The following is an 18913-nucleotide window of genomic DNA, read 5'->3' as shown; positions in this document are numbered from 1 at the left end:
ATGCAGCGCCAGGACGGTCAGGCCCACCCCCACGAGCAGCCCCGCAGCCCCCCCGCGCAAAGCGCCGAACGACGCCACGCGCTCAGCCGGCCACGGGGTTCGACGCCGCCGCGACGAAGAAATTGCGCCCAGCGCGGCTGAACCGCAGGAGGACCGAATCCCGACCGGCCCGCCTGGCTCCCGCCAGGGCCGCGGAGACGTCGGTGGCTTCCCGCACGGCACGGCCGTTGACGGCCTCCAGAACGTCGCCGGGGCGGACGCCCTTGCGCGCCGCCTCCGATCCAGGCTCGACGCGCGCCACGCTCAACCCTCCGCGGGCTTGCGGGGCCACCCGCAGGCCCAGTCCGTCCAGGCGGTCGCCCGTGGGCTCCGCGAGCGCGAGTTGAGGATCGACGGGGCGCACCCCAGCCTGCAGCACCACCTCCTCCTCGCGGCCCGCGCGGTGGACCTGCAGCCGTAGTTTCGCGCCGGGTGCTACGAGCGCCACGCGACGGGTCAGATCGCCGGCGGAGCGGACCTTGTCGCCGTCGATTCCCAGGACCACATCGCCCGATCGCAATCCGGCGCGATCGCTGGGCCCGCCGGGGACAACGTCGGCCACGAGGGCGCCGCGCGCATCGCCCAGGCCCAGGCTGTCGGCGATTTCGGAGGTGATGTTCTGGACCGTGGCGCCGATGTAGCCTCGTGTGACCTTGCCGTCCGCGATCAACTGGCGCGCGATACGCGCCGCCGCTTCGGCAGGGATGGCGAAGCCGATGCCGACCGAGCCGCCGGAAGGCGAGAAGATCGCCGTGTTCACGCCGACCAGCCGTCCCTCCACGTCGAAGGTCGGGCCGCCTGAGTTGCCGCGATTGATGGGCGCGTCGATCTGCACATAGTCCACATAGCTGGAGCCGCTCGGGCGGCTGAGCGCCGAGACGATGCCGGCGGTGGCCGTTCCGCCCAGGTTGAAGGGGTTCCCGACCGCGATGACCCAGTCGCCGACGCGAGGCCGCGACCGGTTGTCGAGATCGACGAACGGGAAGCCATGGCCCTCGACCTTGAGGACGGCCAGATCGGTGTCCGGATCGCGACCCACCAGGCGGGCCTCCAGGCTCCGCTCGTCCGGGGTGCGCACGGTGATGCGCTCGGCATCGGCCACGACGTGGTTGTTGGTGACGACGTAGCCGTCTGCGGTGATGAAGAAGCCGGAGGCGACGCCGCGGGTGGGGCCGGGCTGGGGCCGCTGAGGGAAAGCGCGCCGGAAGTCGCCGAAGGGCGGACCGAACCGGCCAAAGGGTCGCTGCCCTGGCGTCGACCTGACGCCGGCCGGCTGTGGGCGAGACCGGGCCACCACGTCGATGGAGACGACGGCGGATCCCACTCGGTCCACGACCTGCGCGAACGAGCCCGGCGCCAGCCTCGTGGGCGGTGAAAGCGGCTGCGCATTGACGGGCGGCGCTGCGCCCGCCGTCTGGAAATTGACGAGGCAAAGGGCGGCGATGACCCCGCCCACAAGCCCAAGTCCGTTCTGCAAGCTCTGACGTCCTCCGCAATAGAGATAGGCGGGCGCGCCCGCACGGCTTCGCCCGCGAGCGCGATCGCGCGCAGCGGCAGGTCTATCGGCGCGAGCCGATAGATCGCAACGCGATATAAATCAAATGCCCGTGAGCCTGCGTCTGCAGCGCGTCGGAGGCGTTAAGCGGGGCGGTCCGCCTGAGCCGCGGTTGGGTCGGGCAGCCGACACTGAAGGGAGGACGCCATGACGTCGTACGACCGAGGCGAGCGCAGCGGCGTGGCGCGCATGTGCGCCCGGGTGGTGGGAGTCCTGCTCATTCTGATCGGCGCGGTGCTGGTCGGCGGCGGCGCCTGGCTCGCGGCCATCGGGGGATCGCCCTATTATCTTCTAGCGGGCCTTGGCCTGGTCGCATCCGGCTGGCTCCTCTTCAGGGAGCGGGCGCTCGGCGTAGGAGTCTACGCGCTCGTCTTCGTCGTCACCGTGCTCTGGGCGGTCTGGGAGGTCGGCCTGCAGGGGTGGCCGCTCGTGCCGCGTGTGGTCGGCCCGACAATCCTCCTGCTCCCGGTGCTCGCACTCCTTCCGGGCCTGCTCGGCCGTCGCCTGGGCGGCCGGCTCGCGCTGACTGGCCTGGGGGCCGTCTCGGCGCTTCTCCTGGTGGGCGGGGTCGGCGTCGGCCTCTCCGCGCGCAGTCCGAAGCCGCAGCCTCTGCCGTCGGCCACCCTGGCCATGGGCGATCCCTCGCCGATGGCGGCCGGCGCAGACTGGCCCGCGTACGGCGGCAGCTACAGCGCCCGCCGCTACTCGCCACTCAGCCAGATCAACCCAAACAACGTAACGCGGCTCGAACGGGCCTGGGTGGCCCATACCCGTGACCTTCCGAGCGAGCGGGCGAAGGACAAGTACGGGGCGGAGACGACGCCGCTGAAGGTGGGCGACACGCTCTATCTCTGCTCCGCCAAGAACATCATGATCGCCCTCGATCCGGCGACCGGCCGCGAGCGGTGGCGCTACGACCCGAAGGTCGCCGACGACTGGATCCCCTATACCGCGGCCTGCCGGGGCGTTTCCTACTACGCCACACCTGGCGCGGATCTCGTCCAGCCCTGCGCCACACGGATCATTGAGGGTACCCTGGACGGCCGGCTCATCGCGGTCGACGCCCGGACCGGCGTTCCCTGCCGAAGCTTCGGCCGGGGCGGGCAGGTGGACATCAAGGTGGGCATGGGCGCCGTCGAACCCGGGATGGCCTCGATCACCTCGCCCCCGGTGATCGTGCGTGGCGTGGTCGTCACCGGCCACCAGGTGCTGGACGGCCAGAAGAACGACGCACCGTCGGGGGTGATCCAGGGGTTCGACGCGGTGACGGGCGCGCAGCGCTGGGCCTGGGATCTGGGCCGGCCGGGCCAGAGCGCGCCGGCCACGCCCGACGAGACCTACACCCGCGGGACGCCCAACATGTGGACTACCGCCTCCGGCGACGAGGCGCTGGGCTATGTCTACCTGCCGTTGGGCAACTCCGCGGTCGACTATTGGAGCAGCGACCGTTCTCCTGAGGAAAACGCCTTCGCCACCTCGCTTGTCGCCCTGGACGTGACGACGGGGCGGCCGGCCTGGCGCTTCCAGACCGTGCACAACGATGTCTGGGACTATGACCTTGGCGCCCAGGCCAGCCTGGTCGACTTCCCCACGCGTGGAGGATCCGTGCCTGCGCTGGTGCTGCCCAGCAAGCAGGGCGACATCTACGTCCTGGACCGCCGCACCGGCCGCCCGATCACCCCGGTGATCGAACGGGCCGTGCCGAAGGGCGGGGTGGAGCCGGCCCGCCGCTCGCCTACCCAGCCGTTCTCGCGTTACCACACCCTGGCCAAGCGCCAACTGACCGAGCGGGACATGTGGGGCATGTCGCCGATCGACCAGATGATCTGTCGCGTCCAGTTCCGGCTCGCCGCCTATGAGGGGATGTATACGCCGCCTGAGACCAAGCGACGGTGGGTGGAATATCCAGGCTACAACGGCGGCACGGACTGGGGCGGCATCGCGATCGATCCGCGCCGCGGCGTGATCGTCGCCAACTACAACGACATGCCCAACTACAACCGCCTCATTCCGCGGGCCGAGGCCGATCGAAAGGGGTGGAGTCCGCGGGGCGAGGCGCGCGGCGGCGACCTTGGCGGCGCCGAGGGCGCCGGTGACCCGCAGGCGGGCGCGCCCTATGCGATCCAGGTGAACGCCGGCTGGCGGATGCCCTTCACCCACCTGCTCTGCAAGCAGCCGCCCTATGGGGGAATCCGCGCCATCGACCTTCAGTCTGGTCGGACGATCTGGGACCGCCCGTTCGGACAGGCGCGCCGCAACGGCCCCTTCGACATCCCGTCGATGCTCCCGGTGACGATCGGTACGCCCAACAACGGCGGAGCCGTGGTGACCGCCAGCGGACTGATCTTCGTGGCCGCCGCGACCGACAACCTCATCCGCGCCATCGACCTGCGCACCGGGCGCACCCTCTGGAGCGATGTCCTTCCGGCGGGCGGCCAGGCGACGCCCATGACCTATGAGGCGGACGGGCGGCAATACCTCGTGATCGTCGCCGGCGGACACCATTTCATGAAGACGCCCGTGGGGGACGCGGTGGTCGCCTACGCCTTGCCCGCCGCCTGACGGAGAGCGCTCGACGCCGGTGGTCACAAAGGTGTGCATGGTCGCCGTTCGACTTACGGGCGCTGCGTGCTAGAGCGGGGCCGCATGCACGCTCAGCTTCGAGATTTCCTCGGACCGGCCGCGGCGCGCGCCTACCTCGCGACCTTGGGCGCGGTCCTTGCGGCCTTCGCCATCCGGTTCGCGGCGCAGCCGGTGGTTGGCGACAACCATCCCTATTCCCTGTTCTTCCCCGTGGTGCTGCTGTGCGCCTACGCTTTCGGACGCGGCCCGGCCGTGTTGGCGGCGGGGCTGTCAGCCGTGCTGGCGTACTGGACCTTCGTGGAGCCGCGGTTCGGCATCGAGGTGCGCCTGGGCTCGGCCGCGCCGCTGATCCTCTTTCTCGTGACCGCGGGCGTCGCCATCTACCTTATCACCGGCCTGACGTCGGCTCTGCGGGCCCTCGCCGCCGATCAAGGACGGCTCCATGCGGTCGCCAACGCTCACGCCTCGCTATTCCACGATCTGCAGAGCCGCATCGGGCATCACATGAGTCTGCTCATGGGAGTGCTCACCTTTCAGGCCCGCGGCGAGCCCGACCCCGAAGTCCTGGTGCTGCTGCGCAAAGCCGGCCAGCGCTCGGAACTCATCGCCCGCGCCGTGCGGGAGCGGGCGGGGGAGCCGACGTCGTCCGTCGACTTCGCAAACTTCGCGCAGACGCTGGCGGGCCTGGTCTGCGCCGAGGCGAAGCAGCCTGCGACCCGGATCGCGGTTTCCGGCGGGCCGGTCCTCACGCCCATAGAAGTGGCCACAACCCTGGGTGTCGCACTCGCCGAGTGTCTGGCATGGATCCTGCGGCACGATCCTGACGGGACCATCCACGTGGACCTTCAGGCCGACGGAGAACGGGCGCGGGTCTGGGTCGGGCTCACCGGATCGCTAGGCGAACCCGCCGACGTCGGCGCGCCGGCCGCCTTCATGTTCCAGGCGATGGTCGAGCAACTCGGCGCCCGGCTCGAAGTGGGTGCGCCCGGGCCGAGCGGGCCCGGCCTGGAGCTGACCGTCCCCTTGCCGGAAACGCCGATGGTCGAGCGGCCGGCCGTCACCTTGCATTAGACGTTCGGTTCGAGCGCTAGGCGGAGGGGGACGTATCTCAAGTCCGCCGGGCGCGCCGCGGAGACTTCGGCTTGTCCGACGGCTGCCGGGGCGAGGGCGCCGGCGGCTCCAGTTGCTCGAGCGCCTGCAGCAGGTCAGTGAAGACCGGCAGGTCGCTCTTCAATTCACCGAGATTGTTGCGCGAGATGGTTTCGAGCTTCGCCCGCCCCAGTTCGCTCAGCGCCAGCAGGACCCTGCGGCCGTCGGTCTGTGAATAACTGCGCTCAAGCAGGCCGCGCTCGACCAGGCGGTCCACGAGCCCCAGCGCGCTATGGTTGCGGACCAGGAGCGCCCGGGCCAGTTCGCCCACCGACATCGGCTCAGGCCCCGAGTGGGCGCGGACCGCGAGCAGCGCCTGATGCTGCTGCGGTGTCAGGCCGAGCGCCTGGGCTCCGGCCTCGCTGAAGGCAAGGAAGCGTCGCAAGGCCTGGCGGAACGCGCCGAGCGCCTGGTACTCGTCGGAAGAGAGGTCGCTACGCCGCCGCCTGGCGGCCGGCCGGTCATCGGTCGTCATGGGCCGGTCCGTTCGGTCGGCGGGATCATCATCGGAAAATCTCCTGCCATCGCCCTTGTTCCGCTTCAACGCCGAAGATGCATCCGATCGCGATGTTTTGTCGCGCCGGACCGATCCGGAGTCTCCACGATGCGGCGTAGACTGGAAATATCGTGATCCGATGTTTTAGACTCTCCGACGTCGAAGGGGGCAAGGATGGACGGACCAGACGATCCCGAACGCAGTCAGCCCGCGCCGCGCCGGCGGGGCAGGCCGCCTGCGATAAGGCCGGTGGCCCGCCAGATCGAGCTTTCGCCGCTCGGCTGCCGGCGTCGGCGTGAGGCCTTGGGCCTGACCGTGCTGGAACTCGCCCGGCGGGCGGGCCTGCAGGAACAAACCGTCCAACGCTTCGAGGCGGCCACGGTGCAGCCGCGGCCCGTCACCATCGTCGCGTTGCACAACGCGCTGCGCCGGCTGGAGGAGGGGGGCGACCGGCTCGGGGCCTAGCCGCCCCGGTCGCCGCCTCTGCGGCGAGCCCGGACGTTCTTGGCGAGGACGGCGGCGATGATCAGGCCGAAGGCCGCCAGCCGCAGCAGGTACACGCCCGACCGGTCCTCCTCCGGCAGGCCGAGCAGTACGCTGGCGCCCTGGCTCAAGGACATCAGCCAAAACGCCGTCGCGAAGGCGGCGAACAGTCTGTCGCGCGTACGGCTCCAGAAGCGGAGAAAGAACAGGCCGACGGTGAAGTAGCCGCCCGCGATCAGCCCGCCGACGAAGGCGTCGGTTGCCACCGGGATCATCGCTCGGCCTCCCACAGGAACCCATAGAGGAAGATGCCGATCGCGAGCACCGCGGCCGCCTGGCGCGCCGCCCAAAGGTCGGCGCCGCGCCAGATCACCAGGTCCAGGACGAGGAACAGGTTGTTGAGGGTGAGGGCGGCGAACCCCAGACCCACCCACAACAGGAGGCGCGTCCGGCCGCCGCCGTAGGCCCGCAGCAGGAGCACCGCGCAGGCGAGCGCGGCGAGGAAGCAGAGCAGGTAGACGACGGGCGCAAGGCTCATTTGCGGTCGTTCCCCCGGAAGCGGAAGGCGTCGGCCAGTTGCTGGATGCGGTCATCGGGAGCGACGATCAGGTTGATCACCGCGACCGGCCGCTCGCGGTATTGCCGTTCCACGACGTCGGCGAAGTCGGCGAGCAACTGCGACGCGGGCGCGTACCTGTAGCGGCCATCGCCATCCTGTGCGACCAGTCCGGATCGCTCGAACCGATCGAGCGCAGAGGTCACGATCGGCAGGCTCGCGCGCAATTCGTCGGTCAAGCCCTGCGCCGTCCAGCCTTGGTCGCTTCCCCGCCGCACGAGCATGAGCAGTTCCAAGGACCAGACCGAGGGCAGGTGCGTGCGGATGAGGTCAGGAAGATCGCGTTCCGTCGACAAGGCGCGCCTCAGGCCATCCCGTCCGTGTTCGCCCCGATGGGGTTGGTCTTGCAGGCGGCGTTCGCACCCGGCGGCAGGTCGAGCTGTTCGAGGGCCTTGAGCAGGTCTGTGAAGACCGGGACCGTCGATTTCAGCTTGCCGAGGTTGCTCCGCGAGATGGCTTCGAGGGCGCGGCTGCCGCCCTCGGTGAGGGCGAGCGCGACGCGCCGGCGATCCTGAGGATCGGGCCCGCGGACGAGCAGGCCTCGCTCGGCAAGTCGGTCGACGAGCCCCAGCGCGCTGTGGTTTCGGATCAGGAGGCTGCTTGCGAGCCCGCCCACGCTCATCGATCCGGGCCCCGGATGCGCCCGGATGGCGAGCAGCGCCTGATGTTGCTGGGGCGTGAGGCCCATTGCCCGAGCGCCGGCCTGGCTGAACGCCAGGAAGCGCCGCAGCGCCAGTCTGAATGCGCCGAGCGCCTGGTAGTCGGTCGTCGTCAACCTCCGTCGCCGCGCTGGCGTGGGTGGGGCGCTTCCCAATGCCGCCGCCGTTCGCGGATCGGCGCGGTTGGCCTGCTGGGCCAGTCGCAGGAACGGGATATCGGCAGTCTGCGACGTCGGCATCCAACCAGGTCTCCTCTCACGTCGCCCGCCCCGTCCGACGATTACATCGTGAGACGATGTAAGGGAAGGCGGCCGACCTCGCGGGCGTGTGATTTGATCCGTCTGTTACATCGCAATACGACGTATCTGGCGATGGCGGTTCGACGGACCCTCGTCGTCAGCTCCCGGCGGGAAGGCCGGGCTCTCCCTCCCGGCCTTCCATCCATGCTCGAGTTCCGGAGAGCTGCTCAGCTTGGCGACGCGCCTGCGCAGGTTCGGGACGCCAGCCTCTATCCGACACCGCCGCACCGCGTCGCGCGGCCGCAGCCCCGAGGAGGCCACACCATGACTGCATCCGAAGGCAGGGCGGCTCGCATTCCGGGTCACAACCCGCGCGGCGGGCATCTGCCGCTCGCCTGGTCGGGGGCGGGCGTCGAAGGTGTCGCTTGCCTGCTTACCGTCCGATCCTGCGGCGCCGGATGGCGGCTCGAAGGCGAGGGCTTGGAATCGATGGTGTTCGCCCACGGTGGGGACGCCGAGCGCCAGGGCAGACGCGTGGCCAAGTCGGTTGCGCGCCTCGGACGTGACGCGAAGGTGAACGTCTACGACTCCGGCGACCGGCTCGTCGGGGCCATCAACTACTACGCCTGTCGCGCGGCCCCGGGGCCCGAGGCGGCCCGGCGCTATCCCTGGGCGCCGGATGCTGGGCATTTACGAAGCCCCGGGTGAAGGCGCGCGGTCTGCCAGCGCAGACTTGGTGGGACGTGGTCAGCAGATGAAGAGGGGCGTGCGCCAACCCCACAGGGCGCGGGTCTCGAACGCCATCCCCAGCCCGAGGTCCTGATCGAACAACATCTCGCGGGACAGCACGATGATATCGACCTGATGGTCGACCATGTAGCGGGCGGCCGCCTCGTCCGGGCCGCCGTGCTGCATTGGGAAGACGTCCGCGTCGCCCTTCCCGAGCCTAGTGCGGGCCCAGGTGAGCTTGGGCTCCGGATCCATGCCGATGGGCTGCATGAGAATGACATCGATCTCGAGCGCGGAAAGAACCGGGTGCGTAGCGACGAACTCCACTGTCCGCCGGTGACAAGGGTCGGCGTCGATCAGGACCAGTCCGCGGTGGACCGGGAGGTAGAGCTGGGACACGAGAAGCAGGGGTTCGTTCGAGTGCAGCAACAACGCCGAGGCGTTCGAGCCGAGGTCGGTGCGGCGCGCGCCGGCCGCGACGCCACGCTTGCCCATCACGATCGCACCTCCGGTGGTGGCTTGGGCGCGGACGATCTCTCGAAACGAGCCGGCTTCCATCCGCGAGCACCGGGTCTGGCCGCCATTGTCCGCGATCTGCGCCTCGGCGTCCTGCAACAGCGCCCGCCCCTGTTCCGAGGCGAGGTCTGCCTCGTCCACATGCAGGAGGTCGATGACGGCTCCGGGGGCGCTTGAGAGCCACGTCGCATGATCGCAGACGGACGGCGCATACGCCGAGCCGTCCACGCAGGCGAGGATCGTGGGCGTCGGTGGGAGTCTCGCGTCCAGAAGATCCATCCTTTGGCGCATCCGGGCCTAGGCCAGCAGCCAGGCGAACGCCCGGCGCAACTCCGACGCCCCGTCGCGCGCAAACCAGCGGCCATGAGCGATGATGACCCGTTCCGGATCCCACCCGATCATGTGCTCGATCGCTTCGCGCAGCTCGGCGCGCGGAAAGGTCAACCGCAGGTCCCGGGACATGCCGCCGGTGGGCGCCTGAACGCCCCCCAGGCTTATGAGCCAGCGCATCAATCTGGACCCGATCCGCTGGCGCTCGAAATTCTCAATCAGGTCGGTGAGCACCAGGGTCCGCGTCGGGCGGTGGAAGAACACCACCTCGGTCATGAAGCGCCCGAACACCGGCAGCGTCGCGACCTCCGCGTCCCAGGGGTAGCCGTCGCGGCTGTCGAGCGGCAGGCCCTGAAAGGCGATGTGCCGACCCGCCTGGCGCTTGGTGCGCGGCGCGAGGTAGGCGCCTGCTTCAGGAAACGCCTCCACCCACTCGGGCAGCCACCAGTAGTGCAACCGATTTGGCCCGATCAGCCAGGCGACCTTGCCCAGTTGCGACAACTCGCTCCGCAGGTCCGCCGTCAGGGCCGTCGGCGAATGCACCAGCAGCTGACCGCCTCCAAGGCGCAGCACCGTCATGCGGGTCGGGAAGGGGAGGTGAGCGCCGCCGAGGTTGAAGCGGATGGTCGGGCCATCGACGATCCAGACGTCCGGCGCGACCGGCTTCAACACGTTGAGCGGCGCATACGGTTCGATTTCGGTGGTCACGGCCGTCCCGAAGCCGCGGGTCGCGGCGCCACCGAACACGGAATTGCCCGGTGACGCCGCCCGGGCGCCCCGGCGACTAAAAAGTCGCGCCCCTTCTGCACCTGCGGCCGTGCCTCCAGTTTGGTTCCGGCCGGCCACACTCCCGTCGCGCCTGACCTACAGCCCCGCCAAGCGCGGTGATGGGCGACGCCGGTGACCGGGGATGCTGGTAGCCCGGCGCCGCCTGGATCTGATCGACCCGGCGTCTGCCCTACACCACGTCGAAAAAGATCGTAAGACGATGTATCATAACATGACCGTGAGGTGACCGGAGCCGTAGGCGCCCGATAAGCGTTCCGTCTGGTGTCGCGGCCTGGCCGCCCCGGTTCCCTGCAGCTCGCGCAAGCGTGACTCCAGTTAGATCGTAATACGATCTATCTATTGGGCGTCGGACCAACTTCAGAGGAGACTCGAATGAGTGGAAGAGAGATGGAGACCGTGCTGGTCGTATGCGCGGACGCCGACCGGTGCGCGCAGATCGTCGCGCGCCTGCACGACGATGGCGCGAGCGTGGTGGGCTCGGCCTCGACAGCGGGCCTTGCGCTCGCCCTCACCGCGCAGACGGCGCCCAGGTCGGCGATCCTGGTCGGTGAGACGGCTGGTCGTCGGAACGCGGGCGAGCTGGCGCAAGCCCTGTCCGACACCTGGGGCGTGGAATGCTTCGTGCTCCGTCCCGACGATGACGCGGCCCTGACGCCTGGCGTGGCGCCGGCGATCGACCTGGAGGCGTTGCGCCGGGCGCAGCCGGCGTGACTCCGCCCTCTCGACGATCGACCGCGACGCGCCTGCCGCTGGCGGAAGCCTGCCTGTTCCTGGACCTCGATGGAACCCTCGCGGCGATACGGGAGTCCCCCGGGGACGTCGGGCCATCGGCCGCGCGCAATCGCCTGCTGCGGCTCGTTTGCGAGGCTCTCGGGGGACGGGTCGCCATCGTGAGCGGCCGAACGATCGACAACATCGACGCCATCCTCGAAGGGAGCTGCCGGGCCGTGGCCGGCGTGCATGGCCTACAGCGACGCTCGGCCGCTGGAGAGCGTGAGTCGATAGCGCCGCACCCCCGGATCGCACACGCCGCACAGCTGATGGCCGCCTTCGCGCAGGGCCACCCCGGCCTCCTCGTGGAGCACAAGGACCAGAGCGCGGCGCTGCACTATCGCGGCGCGCCGAAGGCGGAGGCGGCGGTGATGGAATTCGTGCGGCGCGTCGCCGAGACCGAGGCGCTGCAAATCCAGCCGGGGCACATGGTGATGGAGTTGCGAACCCCCGGTCCGGACAAGGGCGCGGCCGTGCGCACCTTCCTGACCGAGGCGCCTTTCCGCGGCGCGACCCCGATCTTTGTCGGCGACGACCTGACGGATGAGGCTGGCTTCGCCGAGGCCGCGGCCCATGGCGGCCTCGGCGTGCTGGTTGGGCCGGCCCGACCCAGCTTCGCGACGGCGCGTCTGGACGGCGTGGACGAGGTGCTCGCCTGGCTGAACGACAGCCTGAAGCGCGAGGCTTTCCACCTTGAAAGGACCTTGTCATGGGCCGCCTGATCGTCGTCTCGAACCGGGTACAGGCTCCCGACGACGCCGGCGGCGGTTCCACGGGCGGCCTCGCGATGGCGCTCGCCGCAGCCCTGCGGGAACACTCCGGCCTTTGGTTCGGATGGAGCGGCCGCATCGTGGAGGCCTTCACAGGCGAGGTCGAAACCCGCCGGGCCGGCGCGGTCAACGTCGCCACGCTCGACCTCGATGAACAGGATCGCCAGGAATACTACAACGGCTACGCCAACAAGACACTCTGGCCGCTGTTCCACTACCGAACGGACCTTGCCGCCTACGAACGCTCGTTCGACGCGGGCTATGCGCGGGTCAACGAACGTTTCGCGGCCGCCCTGGCGCCGCTCGTCCAGCGCGACGACGTCATCTGGGTGCACGACTACCACCTGATCCCGCTGGCCCAGGCGCTTCGCCGTCTCGGGCTTCGAAACCGGATCGGCTTCTTCCTGCATATCCCCTGGCCGTCGCGTCGGGTGTTGACGAGCTTGCCCCGCCACCAGGACCTCGTGGAGGCCCTGCTCGAATACGACCTGATCGGCTTCCAGACCGAAGACGCTCGCGACGCCTTCCAGAGTTACGTGACCGAGACGCTGCAGGGGAAGGTGACGGCCGGCGGCGACGTGGAGTTGTTGGGCAGGCGCTCGCGGATCGGAGCGTTCCCCATCGGCATCGACCTGGCCGACTTCCGGCAGGCGGCTTCGTCGTCGACCGCCCAGGCCGTGCACAGGCGGATGCGCCGGAGCATGACCGGGCGGAAGATGATCCTGGGCGTCGATCGGCTGGACTATTCCAAAGGGCTGGAGGAGCGTTTCCTTGGGTATGAACAGTTCCTCGCCGATGGCGCGGACCAGTTGGAGAATGTGTTCTTCCTGCAGATCGCCACGCTGAGCCGCGACGAGGTCGAAGCCTATCAGGACTTGCGCGCGCGGCTCGACGCGGTGAGCGGACGCATCAATGGCGCCTACGCCACGATCGACTGGGTGCCGCTTCGCTACGTGAACCGATCCTATCGCCGGGACGAGTTGGCGGGGGTGTACCGGGCCGCGCACCTTGGCCTGGTCACGCCGCTCCGCGACGGCATGAATCTGGTCGCCAAGGAGTATGTGGCCGCCCAGAATCCGGAGGACCCGGGCGTTCTCGTCCTCTCGCAGTTCGCAGGCGCGGCAGAGCAGATGGATGCGGCGCTGATCGTCAACCCGTTTAGCCGGGAAGACGTGGCCGAGGCGATCCGGCGCGGCCTGGCCATGCCAAAGGCCGAGCGCCTCGCGCGTTACGCGGACCTGATGCAGGTGGTGGCCGAGCAGGACGTCTCGCGTTGGCGCGACGACTTCCTCGCGGCGCTCTTCGAGGTCCGGCGCTCCCGGGACGCCGAGATCGGCGAGCCGATCATCGGGGCGGGCGCGCGGCCCGCCCACGCTGTCACCTGAAGGGCGCTACTCGCTCCACTCGGCCAGGGTGCGTTTGCCGTCGCCGGTCTCGAACGCCACGCGGTCCAGAGCGATGGCGTAGAGGCAGATCGGCCGATGGCTCGCCGATTCGCTCCAGCAGTGCGCGACGCGGCCGTCCGGGAAGCTGGCGAATCGACCTTGCAGCACCAGCCGATAGCCCTGGAACAGCGGCGGCGGGTCGTTCTCTCCCAGCTTCACCACTTGCTCGTAGGGTCGCTCACCCCGACGTCCCACCCGAGACTCCGTCGAGGTGAACAGTCGGACCAAGCCGAGGGTCTCGCCCGGCAGTGGGGTGGGCGAAGCGGGCAAAGGCGTGTCGCGCGGCGTCGGGCAGGCTTCGGCGGGACTCCAGGGCTGCGGGATCCAGAAGCCTTCCGCCGCCTCGACCGAGTCGGCTGCGGTGGTTTCCTGGACGGCCGCCAGGCCGGTCCAAACCGCTGGACGCGCCACCAGGCGAATGGTTCGCTTCGCGGCGTCGTACTCGTAGTAGGCCTGCGCAGCCCCAGCGCGGACCTGAGGCCCCTCGCATCCGAAAGGCAAGCGAACCTCGAACCGTCGGCCCGGCGGCGGCGCCTTCGTGTCCGTTGGGCCGTTGGCGGCGTAGGCCGCCGCCAGGGCGTCCGCCGAGGCGATCAACTCCGCGCGCCCGACGACCGGGTCGGCCGGCGGCTCGACCGGGGCCGGAGCCTGTGTCACGGGCGTCGGGTTCGGCGGCGCCGGCGGCTGCGGTCGGGGTTTGCCGAGGAGCATTGCGATCAGGACAACGAGGGCGATGCCGGCGGCGATGCTGATCGGGGCGATCAGCCCGAATTTGCGCCCTGGGGTGCGCGGACTATTGTCGGCCATGGCCGCGACCATAGCAGATGATGAGGCGTTGGTGCGGCGATCGCCGATCGTGGCGTGCAGACAGCGTCAGCGACCGCATTGCCCATGACCCAGCCGCAGATCATTTCCCTGGTCGTGCTGGCGGCCGTCGTGGCGGCGCTCATCAACGGGCGGCTGCGTTCCGACGTTGTCGCCCTGACCGGCGCGGCCGTCCTGCTGGTCACGCGGACGGTTCGGCCGGTCGAGGTCCAGGGCGCGTTCGCAAGCCCGGCGATCATCGCGCTCGCGGCGCTATTCGTGATCGCCTACGCGATGGAGCTGTCGGGGCTGCTCGGACTGATGATTCGGGGCGCCACCCGCCTGTGCAGTCGGCTGGGCGCCGCAGGCCTCTGGCTCGTGGTGGCCCTCGCCGGCGGCGCGTCGGCGTTCCTGAACAACACCCCCATCGTCGTACTGGCCGCGCCGGTGGTGCGCGACGTCGCCGAGTCGATGCGGCTCTCGCCAAAGCGCTTTCTGATCCCGCTCTCCTACGTGACCATTCTCGGCGGGGCCTGCACGCTCATCGGCACGTCGACCAACCTGCTGGTGAACGACATGGCGCGCAGCGCCGGCCAGCCGGCCTTCGGCATCTTCGAGATCACGCCCGTCGGCGTGATCGTGGCGCTGACCGGCGGCCTCTACCTGCTGCTGTTCGGCGGCCGTCTCCTGACCCAGGGGCCATCCGACGCGCCCGAAGGGGAGGGCGTTCTCGCCGAGCAGAACGCCCCCGGCGACGATCCTGGCCTGTTTCCGATCGACCGCGCCTTCCAGCCAGTCAAGGCGATGATCTCCCTGGGGGTGTTCGTCGCCGCGGTCGCCGCCGCCGCGCTTGGGGTGGCGCCGATCGCCGCGACGGCCTTCGCGGGCGCCATCGCCCTGGTGCTTCTGCGGGTGATCAGCGTGGAGGAGGCCTATCGGGGTCTGCGGCCGGAGGTTCTGTTCCTGATCGCTGGCATGGTTGTCGTGGGCCTTTCGCTGGAACTCACGGGCCTCGCGGGCGTGGCCTCCGATGTCCTGGTGGTCTGGGTGCGCGCTCTGGGACCGCTCATGGCGCTCGCCCTGATCTATGGCGCGACCTTGTTCCTCACTGAGATCCTGTCGAACGCCGCCGTCGCCGTCCTGCTCACCCCCGTGGCGGTGGCGCTGGCGGAAAGTCTCGGCGTCAGTCCGCGGCCGTTCCTGGTCGGCGTGATGATGGCGGCCAGCGCGGCCTTCGCCACGCCGTTCGGCTACCAGACCAACGTCCTCGTCTACCAGATCGGGCGGTACAGCTACCTGGACTTCGTCAAGATCGGCGTCCCGCTCAACCTTCTGACCTGGGCCGTCGGGGTCGCCGTGATTCCCTACTACTTCCCATTCTGAACATGGCCGGCTGTGCTTGCGATCAGAAGCGACGCCACTATGCTGCGCGGCAGACATCGGGTCGCCTTGCTGTGCGACCGGGCTGGCGCTCGGACGGGCGAACCCAGTCAGACGCCCGTCGATAACCTGGCGTCACGACCGCTGACCCCAAAGGGAGGCCGCCGTGGCGCGCAGACTGACGTTCGAATTCCTCAAGACCGAAGCGGCCTCGGCCAGCATCCTGGCGACGGCGGCCCTTGCGGCCCTCGTGGCCGCGAACTCGCCATGGGCCGGCGACTATTTCCACCTGCTGAAGTCCGAGCAGACCTTCCAAGCGGGGCCGCTCGCGCTGACCCTGTCCACCTCGGAATGGATCAAGGAAGGGCTCATGTCGCTCTTCTTCCTGGTCGTCGGGCTCGAGATCAAACACGAGATCCTGCGGGGCGAACTCAGCGACCCGCGCAAACTGGCCACGCCGGTCGTCGCGGCGCTGGGCGGTATGCTGGGGCCGGTCCTCGTCTATCTGGCGCTGTCCGCGAGCCTCGGCGCGCCGCACGCCGGTTGGCCGATCCCGGTCGCCACCGACATCGCCTTCGCCCTGGGCGTCCTTGCGCTAGTGGGCCGTGGCCTGCCGCCCTCGCTGCGCATCTTCCTCCTGACGCTTGCGATCGTCGACGACCTCGGCGCCATCGTGCTGATCGGGGCGCTATACAGCGCCGGGACGGACTGGAGCATGGCGAGCGCCGCGGCGCTGGTCCTGGTCGCGCTGGCGCTCGCCGTGCGTTGGGTGCGCATACCGTCACCGGTCTGGATCGTGGGGTTCGCCACGGTCTGGTGGTTCACGGTCGCGGCCGGCCTCAGCACCTCGCTGGCCGCGGTGGCGTTCGCCGCCATCGTCCCGCTGAAGCCTCGACGGGAAGATCACCAGAGCCCGCTGCAGGAGGCGATGCACGACCTGCATCCCTGGAACGCCTTCCTCGTCCTGCCGCTGTTCGCGTTCGCCAAGGCGGGCGTGGCGTTCGGCGGTCTTACGGCGGAGCAGGCCCTGGCGCCCCTGGTCGTCGCCATCGCCCTGGGGCTCTTCCTGGGCAAGCAGGCGGGCGTCCTGGCCGCGGTCTGGGCCGTCACCCGGTTACGGCTCGGCGCTCGGCCGGACGGCGCCAACTGGCTGCAGATCTACGGTGTGAGCCTGCTGTGCGGCATCGGCTTCACCATGAGCCTCTTCATCGGCGCCCTGGCTTTCCCGGGTTCAGGCGAGACCATCGACGCGGAAGTGAAGCTGGGCGTGTTGGGCGGCAGCCTGCTGTCCGCCACGACCGGCGCTGTGGTCCTGGCGTTGGCAGCGCGCCGGCGGCGGAGCCTCCAGGATCGAGCCTGACTGCCTGCGCGTGTGAGCGACCCGAGCGGGCGGTTCATGCCCCGACGCGCGCGGTCCGACTGTCGAAGAGCCACCGCGCCACCCCCAGCGCCGCCAGCGAGCCGACCACCTGGGCCCCGATGAACGCGGGCGCCGAGGCTGGTGCGATGCCCGCGAACGTGTCGGTCAGGCTGCGCGCCAACGTCACCGCCGGATTGGCGAACGAAGTCGAGGCGGTGAACCAGTAGGCGGCCGTAATGTAGAGGCCGACCGCGGCGGGGGTGAAGCCGGGGCGGAAGCGCAGCGTTCCCAGGATGGTGAGCAGCAGGCCGAAGGTGGCGACGCCTTCGGCGAAAGCCTGCGACGGGCCCTCGCGCAACTTGGTCGAGACCTGCAGGAGCGGCGCGTCGAACATCGCGTGGGCGACGATCACCCCCGCCACCCCCGCGACGACCTGCACGGCGACATAGCCCAGCGCCAGCCCGACGCCGATCTCGCGCCTCAGCGCGAAGGCCAGCGTGACGGCGGGATTGAAGTGGGCGCCCGAGAGGGGGCCGAAGACCGTGATCAGGACCACCAGCGCCGCGCCGGTCGCGAGCGTGTTGCCGAGAAGCGCGATGGCGTCGTTCCCACCGGCCAGGCGCTCGCCCATGACGCCCGAGCCGACCACGACCGCCAGCAGCAGCGCCGTGCCGAGCGCCTCGGCGGCGAGACGCCTCGGGACGTCGAACGGTTCGCGGGGCGGCTCGAGGCTGGCGTCGGTCATGCCGGCTTCGGGACCCCTCGGGTCTGGCCGATTTCGTCCAGGCGCTTCTGAAGCGACATCCGGTCGAGCTTGGCGAGCGGCAGGTTCAGGAAGATGGAGATGCGGTGGCTCAACATCCGATAGGTGTCGGCGAAGGCAAGGGCGACCTCGGCGTCGTTGCCGGTGGCGCGAGCCGGATCGGGCAGGCCCCAGTGCGCGGTCACCGGCTGGCCCGGCCAATAGGGGCACACCTCGCCCGCCGCTTCGTCGCAGACGGTGAAGACGAAATCGAGCGCGGGCGCATCCGGGGCGCCATCGCGCGAGAACTCGTCCCAGGACTTCGAGCGGAGGCCGCCCGTCTCGTAGTTGAACTTCCTGAGCAGGGCGAGGGCGTGCGGGTTGACTTGGCCGGTCGGGAAGGAGCCGGCGGAGTACGCTTGGAAGCGTCCGCCGCCCAGGCGGTTCATGATCGCCTCGGCCAGGATCGAGCGGCACGAATTGCCGGTGCACAGGAAGAGCACATTGTAGGGACGTTCGCTCATGGCCGTGTCCTTGGCTTCAGCAGCGGGCTCCCGGCCCGCAGGGGTCGCCGGCCATGGCGACCAGCGGGGCGCAGATTTCAGGCTTGCCGGCGCAGCAGTCCTCCATGAGGAAGGCGAGGAGGCCGGTCATGCGCTCGTAGGCGGCGCGATAGATGATCGACCGGCCGTCGCGCTGCGAGGTGACCAGCCCGGCGGTCGACAGGAGCGTAAGATTCGCCGACAGGCTGCTCAGCGGGCTGCCGACGGCCCGAGCGATCTCGCCCGCCGCCATCCCGTCGGGTCCCGCCCGCACCAGCAGGCGGAACACGTCGAGACGGCCGGGGTGGGCGAGCGCCGAGAGGGCGCGGATCGCCTCGTCCTTCTCGAGGCCGTCAGCCACAGCAGGCGCCGGTGGCGGCGGGGACCGGCTCGACCTTGGGGGCCGGGCCGCAGCAGGCAGCCTGGGGTTTCGCCGAGGCCTCGAGAGCGGCGAGCGCGTCGCTGGTCCCATATGTCGTGGCCTCGCCGAAGGTATAGAAGGTCTCCCAGCGAACGCCGGCAGGGTCGGCGACCCAGCTTTTGTCGGACTTGGCGTAGCAGCAGGTGGTGGCGTCCTCGTCGAAGGTCTGTGCGCCAGCGGCCTTCAGGCGCCCCGACAGCTCGCTGAGCTCGTCGCTGCTGTCGACCTGGATGCCGACATGGTCGACGCCCGCGACGCGGTTCGGTTGCTTGGAAATCGCGAAGTTCACCCTGGGATCGTCCAGCATCCACTTGGCGTAGTCGTCCTTCACCACGCTGGGCGCGGCGCCGAACAGGGTCTCGTAGAACTGGATCGATTGGGCGAGGTCGGGGACGCTCACGTGCAGGTGGAGGCGCTTCATGGCTTGGCTCCGCTGAATGACGTGAATTCTATATTTCTAGAAAAATAAAATAGTCAAGAGGCCAACGCTTTCTG

At 69.6% G+C, this 18913-nt stretch carries 22 protein-coding genes; 9 read left to right on the top strand and 13 right to left on the bottom strand.

Going from position 1 to position 18913, the window contains the following annotated elements; translation table 11 throughout:
• Positions 1 to 82: 82 nt before the first annotated feature.
• Positions 83 to 1516, bottom strand: a complete 1434-nt coding sequence (locus ACODSY_RS19970; RefSeq protein WP_488953639.1) for a trypsin-like peptidase domain-containing protein — start codon at positions 1514 to 1516, stop codon at positions 83 to 85.
• A 225-nt stretch (positions 1517 to 1741) separates the two neighbouring features.
• On the opposite strand from ACODSY_RS19970, the gene ACODSY_RS19965 reads away from it, so the two are divergent.
• On the top strand, positions 1742 to 4156 hold the full coding sequence (locus ACODSY_RS19965) for a membrane-bound PQQ-dependent dehydrogenase, glucose/quinate/shikimate family (protein WP_488953638.1): 2415 nt from the start codon (positions 1742 to 1744) through the stop codon (positions 4154 to 4156).
• Positions 4157 to 4240: 84 nt separating this feature from the next.
• Positions 4241 to 5248 carry a DUF4118 domain-containing protein gene (locus tag ACODSY_RS19960; protein WP_488953637.1) on the top strand — a complete coding sequence of 336 codons (1008 nt, stop codon included), beginning with the start codon at positions 4241 to 4243 and terminating at the stop codon, positions 5246 to 5248.
• A 37-nt stretch (positions 5249 to 5285) separates the two neighbouring features.
• Here ACODSY_RS19960 and ACODSY_RS19955 read toward each other — a convergent pair whose 3' ends face one another.
• A complete protein-coding gene (locus tag ACODSY_RS19955; protein ID WP_488953636.1) occupies positions 5286 to 5870 on the bottom strand; it encodes a MarR family winged helix-turn-helix transcriptional regulator in 585 nt (194 codons plus the stop codon).
• 201 nt (positions 5871 to 6071) lie between these two features.
• Here ACODSY_RS19955 and ACODSY_RS19950 point away from each other — a divergent pair, with 201 nt between their 5' ends.
• Positions 6072 to 6287 carry a helix-turn-helix domain-containing protein gene (locus tag ACODSY_RS19950; protein WP_488953635.1) on the top strand — a complete coding sequence of 72 codons (216 nt, stop codon included), beginning with the start codon at positions 6072 to 6074 and terminating at the stop codon, positions 6285 to 6287.
• On the opposite strand, the gene ACODSY_RS19945 is transcribed toward ACODSY_RS19950, so the two are convergent.
• Genes ACODSY_RS19945 through ACODSY_RS19930 form a run of 4 tightly spaced genes read right to left on the bottom strand, consistent with a single transcriptional unit; the run spans position 6284 to position 7819 of the window.
• Positions 6284 to 6580: a DUF5985 family protein gene (locus ACODSY_RS19945; protein ID WP_488953634.1), complete on the bottom strand. Its 297-nt coding sequence runs from the start codon at positions 6578 to 6580 to the stop codon at positions 6284 to 6286. The genes ACODSY_RS19950 and ACODSY_RS19945 overlap by 4 nt on opposite strands.
• The gene (locus ACODSY_RS19940) at positions 6577 to 6843 is read right to left on the bottom strand and encodes a DUF5985 family protein (RefSeq protein WP_488953633.1); all 267 of its coding nucleotides are present in this window, start codon (positions 6841 to 6843) and stop codon (positions 6577 to 6579) included. The genes ACODSY_RS19945 and ACODSY_RS19940 overlap by 4 nt, the downstream gene beginning before the upstream one ends.
• Complete coding sequence (locus ACODSY_RS19935; protein ID WP_488953632.1) at positions 6840 to 7217, bottom strand: hypothetical protein; 378 nt, start codon at positions 7215 to 7217, stop codon at positions 6840 to 6842. Before ACODSY_RS19935 ends, ACODSY_RS19940 begins: the two co-directional genes overlap by 4 nt.
• 8 nt (positions 7218 to 7225) lie before the next feature.
• A complete protein-coding gene (locus tag ACODSY_RS19930) occupies positions 7226 to 7819 on the bottom strand; it encodes a MarR family winged helix-turn-helix transcriptional regulator (protein WP_488953631.1) in 594 nt (197 codons plus the stop codon).
• Positions 7820 to 8143: 324 nt separating this feature from the next.
• Between ACODSY_RS19930 and ACODSY_RS19925 the strand changes: the two genes are divergently transcribed.
• A complete protein-coding gene (locus tag ACODSY_RS19925) occupies positions 8144 to 8527 on the top strand; it encodes a hypothetical protein (protein ID WP_488953630.1) in 384 nt (127 codons plus the stop codon).
• A gap of 39 nt (positions 8528 to 8566) precedes the next feature.
• On the opposite strand, the gene ACODSY_RS19920 is transcribed toward ACODSY_RS19925, so the two are convergent.
• Complete coding sequence (locus tag ACODSY_RS19920; RefSeq protein WP_488953629.1) at positions 8567 to 9343, bottom strand: universal stress protein; 777 nt, start codon at positions 9341 to 9343, stop codon at positions 8567 to 8569.
• A gap of 18 nt (positions 9344 to 9361) precedes the next feature.
• Positions 9362 to 10102, bottom strand: coding sequence for a DUF4336 domain-containing protein (locus ACODSY_RS19915; RefSeq protein WP_488953628.1), 741 nt, complete (start codon positions 10100 to 10102; stop codon positions 9362 to 9364).
• A gap of 453 nt (positions 10103 to 10555) precedes the next feature.
• Here ACODSY_RS19915 and ACODSY_RS19910 point away from each other — a divergent pair, with 453 nt between their 5' ends.
• From ACODSY_RS19910 to otsA, 3 genes are read left to right on the top strand one after another with little or no spacing between them, the layout of a single operon-like run.
• Positions 10556 to 10894 carry a hypothetical protein gene (locus ACODSY_RS19910; protein WP_488953627.1) on the top strand — a complete coding sequence of 113 codons (339 nt, stop codon included), beginning with the start codon at positions 10556 to 10558 and terminating at the stop codon, positions 10892 to 10894.
• Positions 10891 to 11676: a trehalose-phosphatase gene (otsB, locus tag ACODSY_RS19905; RefSeq protein ID WP_488953626.1), complete on the top strand. Its 786-nt coding sequence runs from the start codon at positions 10891 to 10893 to the stop codon at positions 11674 to 11676. The genes ACODSY_RS19910 and otsB overlap by 4 nt, the downstream gene beginning before the upstream one ends.
• On the top strand, positions 11664 to 13109 hold the full coding sequence (gene otsA / locus ACODSY_RS19900) for an alpha,alpha-trehalose-phosphate synthase (UDP-forming) (RefSeq protein ID WP_488953625.1): 1446 nt from the start codon (positions 11664 to 11666) through the stop codon (positions 13107 to 13109). The genes otsB and otsA overlap by 13 nt, the downstream gene beginning before the upstream one ends.
• Positions 13110 to 13115: 6 nt before the next feature.
• Here the strand turns inward: otsA and ACODSY_RS19895 are convergent, their stop codons facing one another.
• Positions 13116 to 13976: a hypothetical protein gene (locus ACODSY_RS19895; RefSeq protein WP_488953624.1), complete on the bottom strand. Its 861-nt coding sequence runs from the start codon at positions 13974 to 13976 to the stop codon at positions 13116 to 13118.
• An 84-nt stretch (positions 13977 to 14060) separates the two neighbouring features.
• On the opposite strand from ACODSY_RS19895, the gene ACODSY_RS19890 reads away from it, so the two are divergent.
• Both ACODSY_RS19890 and nhaA read left to right on the top strand, forming a co-directional pair.
• Complete coding sequence (locus tag ACODSY_RS19890; protein ID WP_488953623.1) at positions 14061 to 15356, top strand: SLC13 family permease; 1296 nt, start codon at positions 14061 to 14063, stop codon at positions 15354 to 15356.
• Positions 15357 to 15519: 163 nt separating this feature from the next.
• Positions 15520 to 16713: a Na+/H+ antiporter NhaA gene (gene nhaA, locus ACODSY_RS19885; RefSeq protein ID WP_488953622.1), complete on the top strand. Its 1194-nt coding sequence runs from the start codon at positions 15520 to 15522 to the stop codon at positions 16711 to 16713.
• Positions 16714 to 16747: 34 nt separating this feature from the next.
• Here nhaA and ACODSY_RS19880 read toward each other — a convergent pair whose 3' ends face one another.
• From ACODSY_RS19880 to ACODSY_RS19865, 4 genes are read right to left on the bottom strand one after another with little or no spacing between them, the layout of a single operon-like run.
• Positions 16748 to 17458, bottom strand: a complete 711-nt coding sequence (locus ACODSY_RS19880) for an aquaporin (protein WP_488953621.1) — start codon at positions 17456 to 17458, stop codon at positions 16748 to 16750.
• Positions 17455 to 17979 carry an arsenate reductase ArsC gene (locus tag ACODSY_RS19875; protein ID WP_488953620.1) on the bottom strand — a complete coding sequence of 175 codons (525 nt, stop codon included), beginning with the start codon at positions 17977 to 17979 and terminating at the stop codon, positions 17455 to 17457. Before ACODSY_RS19875 ends, ACODSY_RS19880 begins: the two co-directional genes overlap by 4 nt.
• Before the next feature lie 16 nt (positions 17980 to 17995).
• Positions 17996 to 18358 (bottom strand): ArsR/SmtB family transcription factor, encoded by a 363-nt coding sequence (locus tag ACODSY_RS19870; RefSeq protein ID WP_488953619.1) that lies wholly within the window; start codon positions 18356 to 18358, stop codon positions 17996 to 17998.
• Positions 18351 to 18839, bottom strand: a complete 489-nt coding sequence (locus ACODSY_RS19865; protein ID WP_488953618.1) for an ArsI/CadI family heavy metal resistance metalloenzyme — start codon at positions 18837 to 18839, stop codon at positions 18351 to 18353. Before ACODSY_RS19865 ends, ACODSY_RS19870 begins: the two co-directional genes overlap by 8 nt.
• Between the last annotated feature and the right edge of the window lie 74 nt (positions 18840 to 18913).

The organism is Phenylobacterium sp. FG114 (genome assembly GCF_057809855.1).
This window is presented reverse-complemented; position numbering and strand designations above follow the sequence as displayed.

What these genes read in the sequence shown, in the direction of transcription:
- ACODSY_RS19875 (WP_488953620.1), bottom strand. Translation starts at nt 17,979, where the DNA reads ATGAGCGAACGTCCCTACAATGTGCTCTTCCTGTGCACCGGCAATTCG.
- ACODSY_RS19965 (WP_488953638.1), top strand. Translation starts at nt 1,742, where the DNA reads ATGACGTCGTACGACCGAGGCGAGCGCAGCGGCGTGGCGCGCATGTGC.
- ACODSY_RS19890 (WP_488953623.1), top strand. Translation starts at nt 14,061, where the DNA reads ATGACCCAGCCGCAGATCATTTCCCTGGTCGTGCTGGCGGCCGTCGTG.
- ACODSY_RS19945 (WP_488953634.1), bottom strand. Translation starts at nt 6,580, where the DNA reads ATGATCCCGGTGGCAACCGACGCCTTCGTCGGCGGGCTGATCGCGGGC.
- otsA (WP_488953625.1), top strand. Translation starts at nt 11,664, where the DNA reads ATGGGCCGCCTGATCGTCGTCTCGAACCGGGTACAGGCTCCCGACGAC.
- ACODSY_RS19930 (WP_488953631.1), bottom strand. Translation starts at nt 7,819, where the DNA reads ATGCCGACGTCGCAGACTGCCGATATCCCGTTCCTGCGACTGGCCCAG.
- ACODSY_RS19910 (WP_488953627.1), top strand. Translation starts at nt 10,556, where the DNA reads ATGAGTGGAAGAGAGATGGAGACCGTGCTGGTCGTATGCGCGGACGCC.
- ACODSY_RS19925 (WP_488953630.1), top strand. Translation starts at nt 8,144, where the DNA reads ATGACTGCATCCGAAGGCAGGGCGGCTCGCATTCCGGGTCACAACCCG.
- ACODSY_RS19895 (WP_488953624.1), bottom strand. Translation starts at nt 13,976, where the DNA reads ATGGCCGACAATAGTCCGCGCACCCCAGGGCGCAAATTCGGGCTGATC.
- ACODSY_RS19920 (WP_488953629.1), bottom strand. Translation starts at nt 9,343, where the DNA reads ATGGATCTTCTGGACGCGAGACTCCCACCGACGCCCACGATCCTCGCC.
- ACODSY_RS19880 (WP_488953621.1), bottom strand. Translation starts at nt 17,458, where the DNA reads ATGACCGACGCCAGCCTCGAGCCGCCCCGCGAACCGTTCGACGTCCCG.
- ACODSY_RS19865 (WP_488953618.1), bottom strand. Translation starts at nt 18,839, where the DNA reads ATGAAGCGCCTCCACCTGCACGTGAGCGTCCCCGACCTCGCCCAATCG.
- ACODSY_RS19940 (WP_488953633.1), bottom strand. Translation starts at nt 6,843, where the DNA reads ATGAGCCTTGCGCCCGTCGTCTACCTGCTCTGCTTCCTCGCCGCGCTC.
- ACODSY_RS19960 (WP_488953637.1), top strand. Translation starts at nt 4,241, where the DNA reads ATGCACGCTCAGCTTCGAGATTTCCTCGGACCGGCCGCGGCGCGCGCC.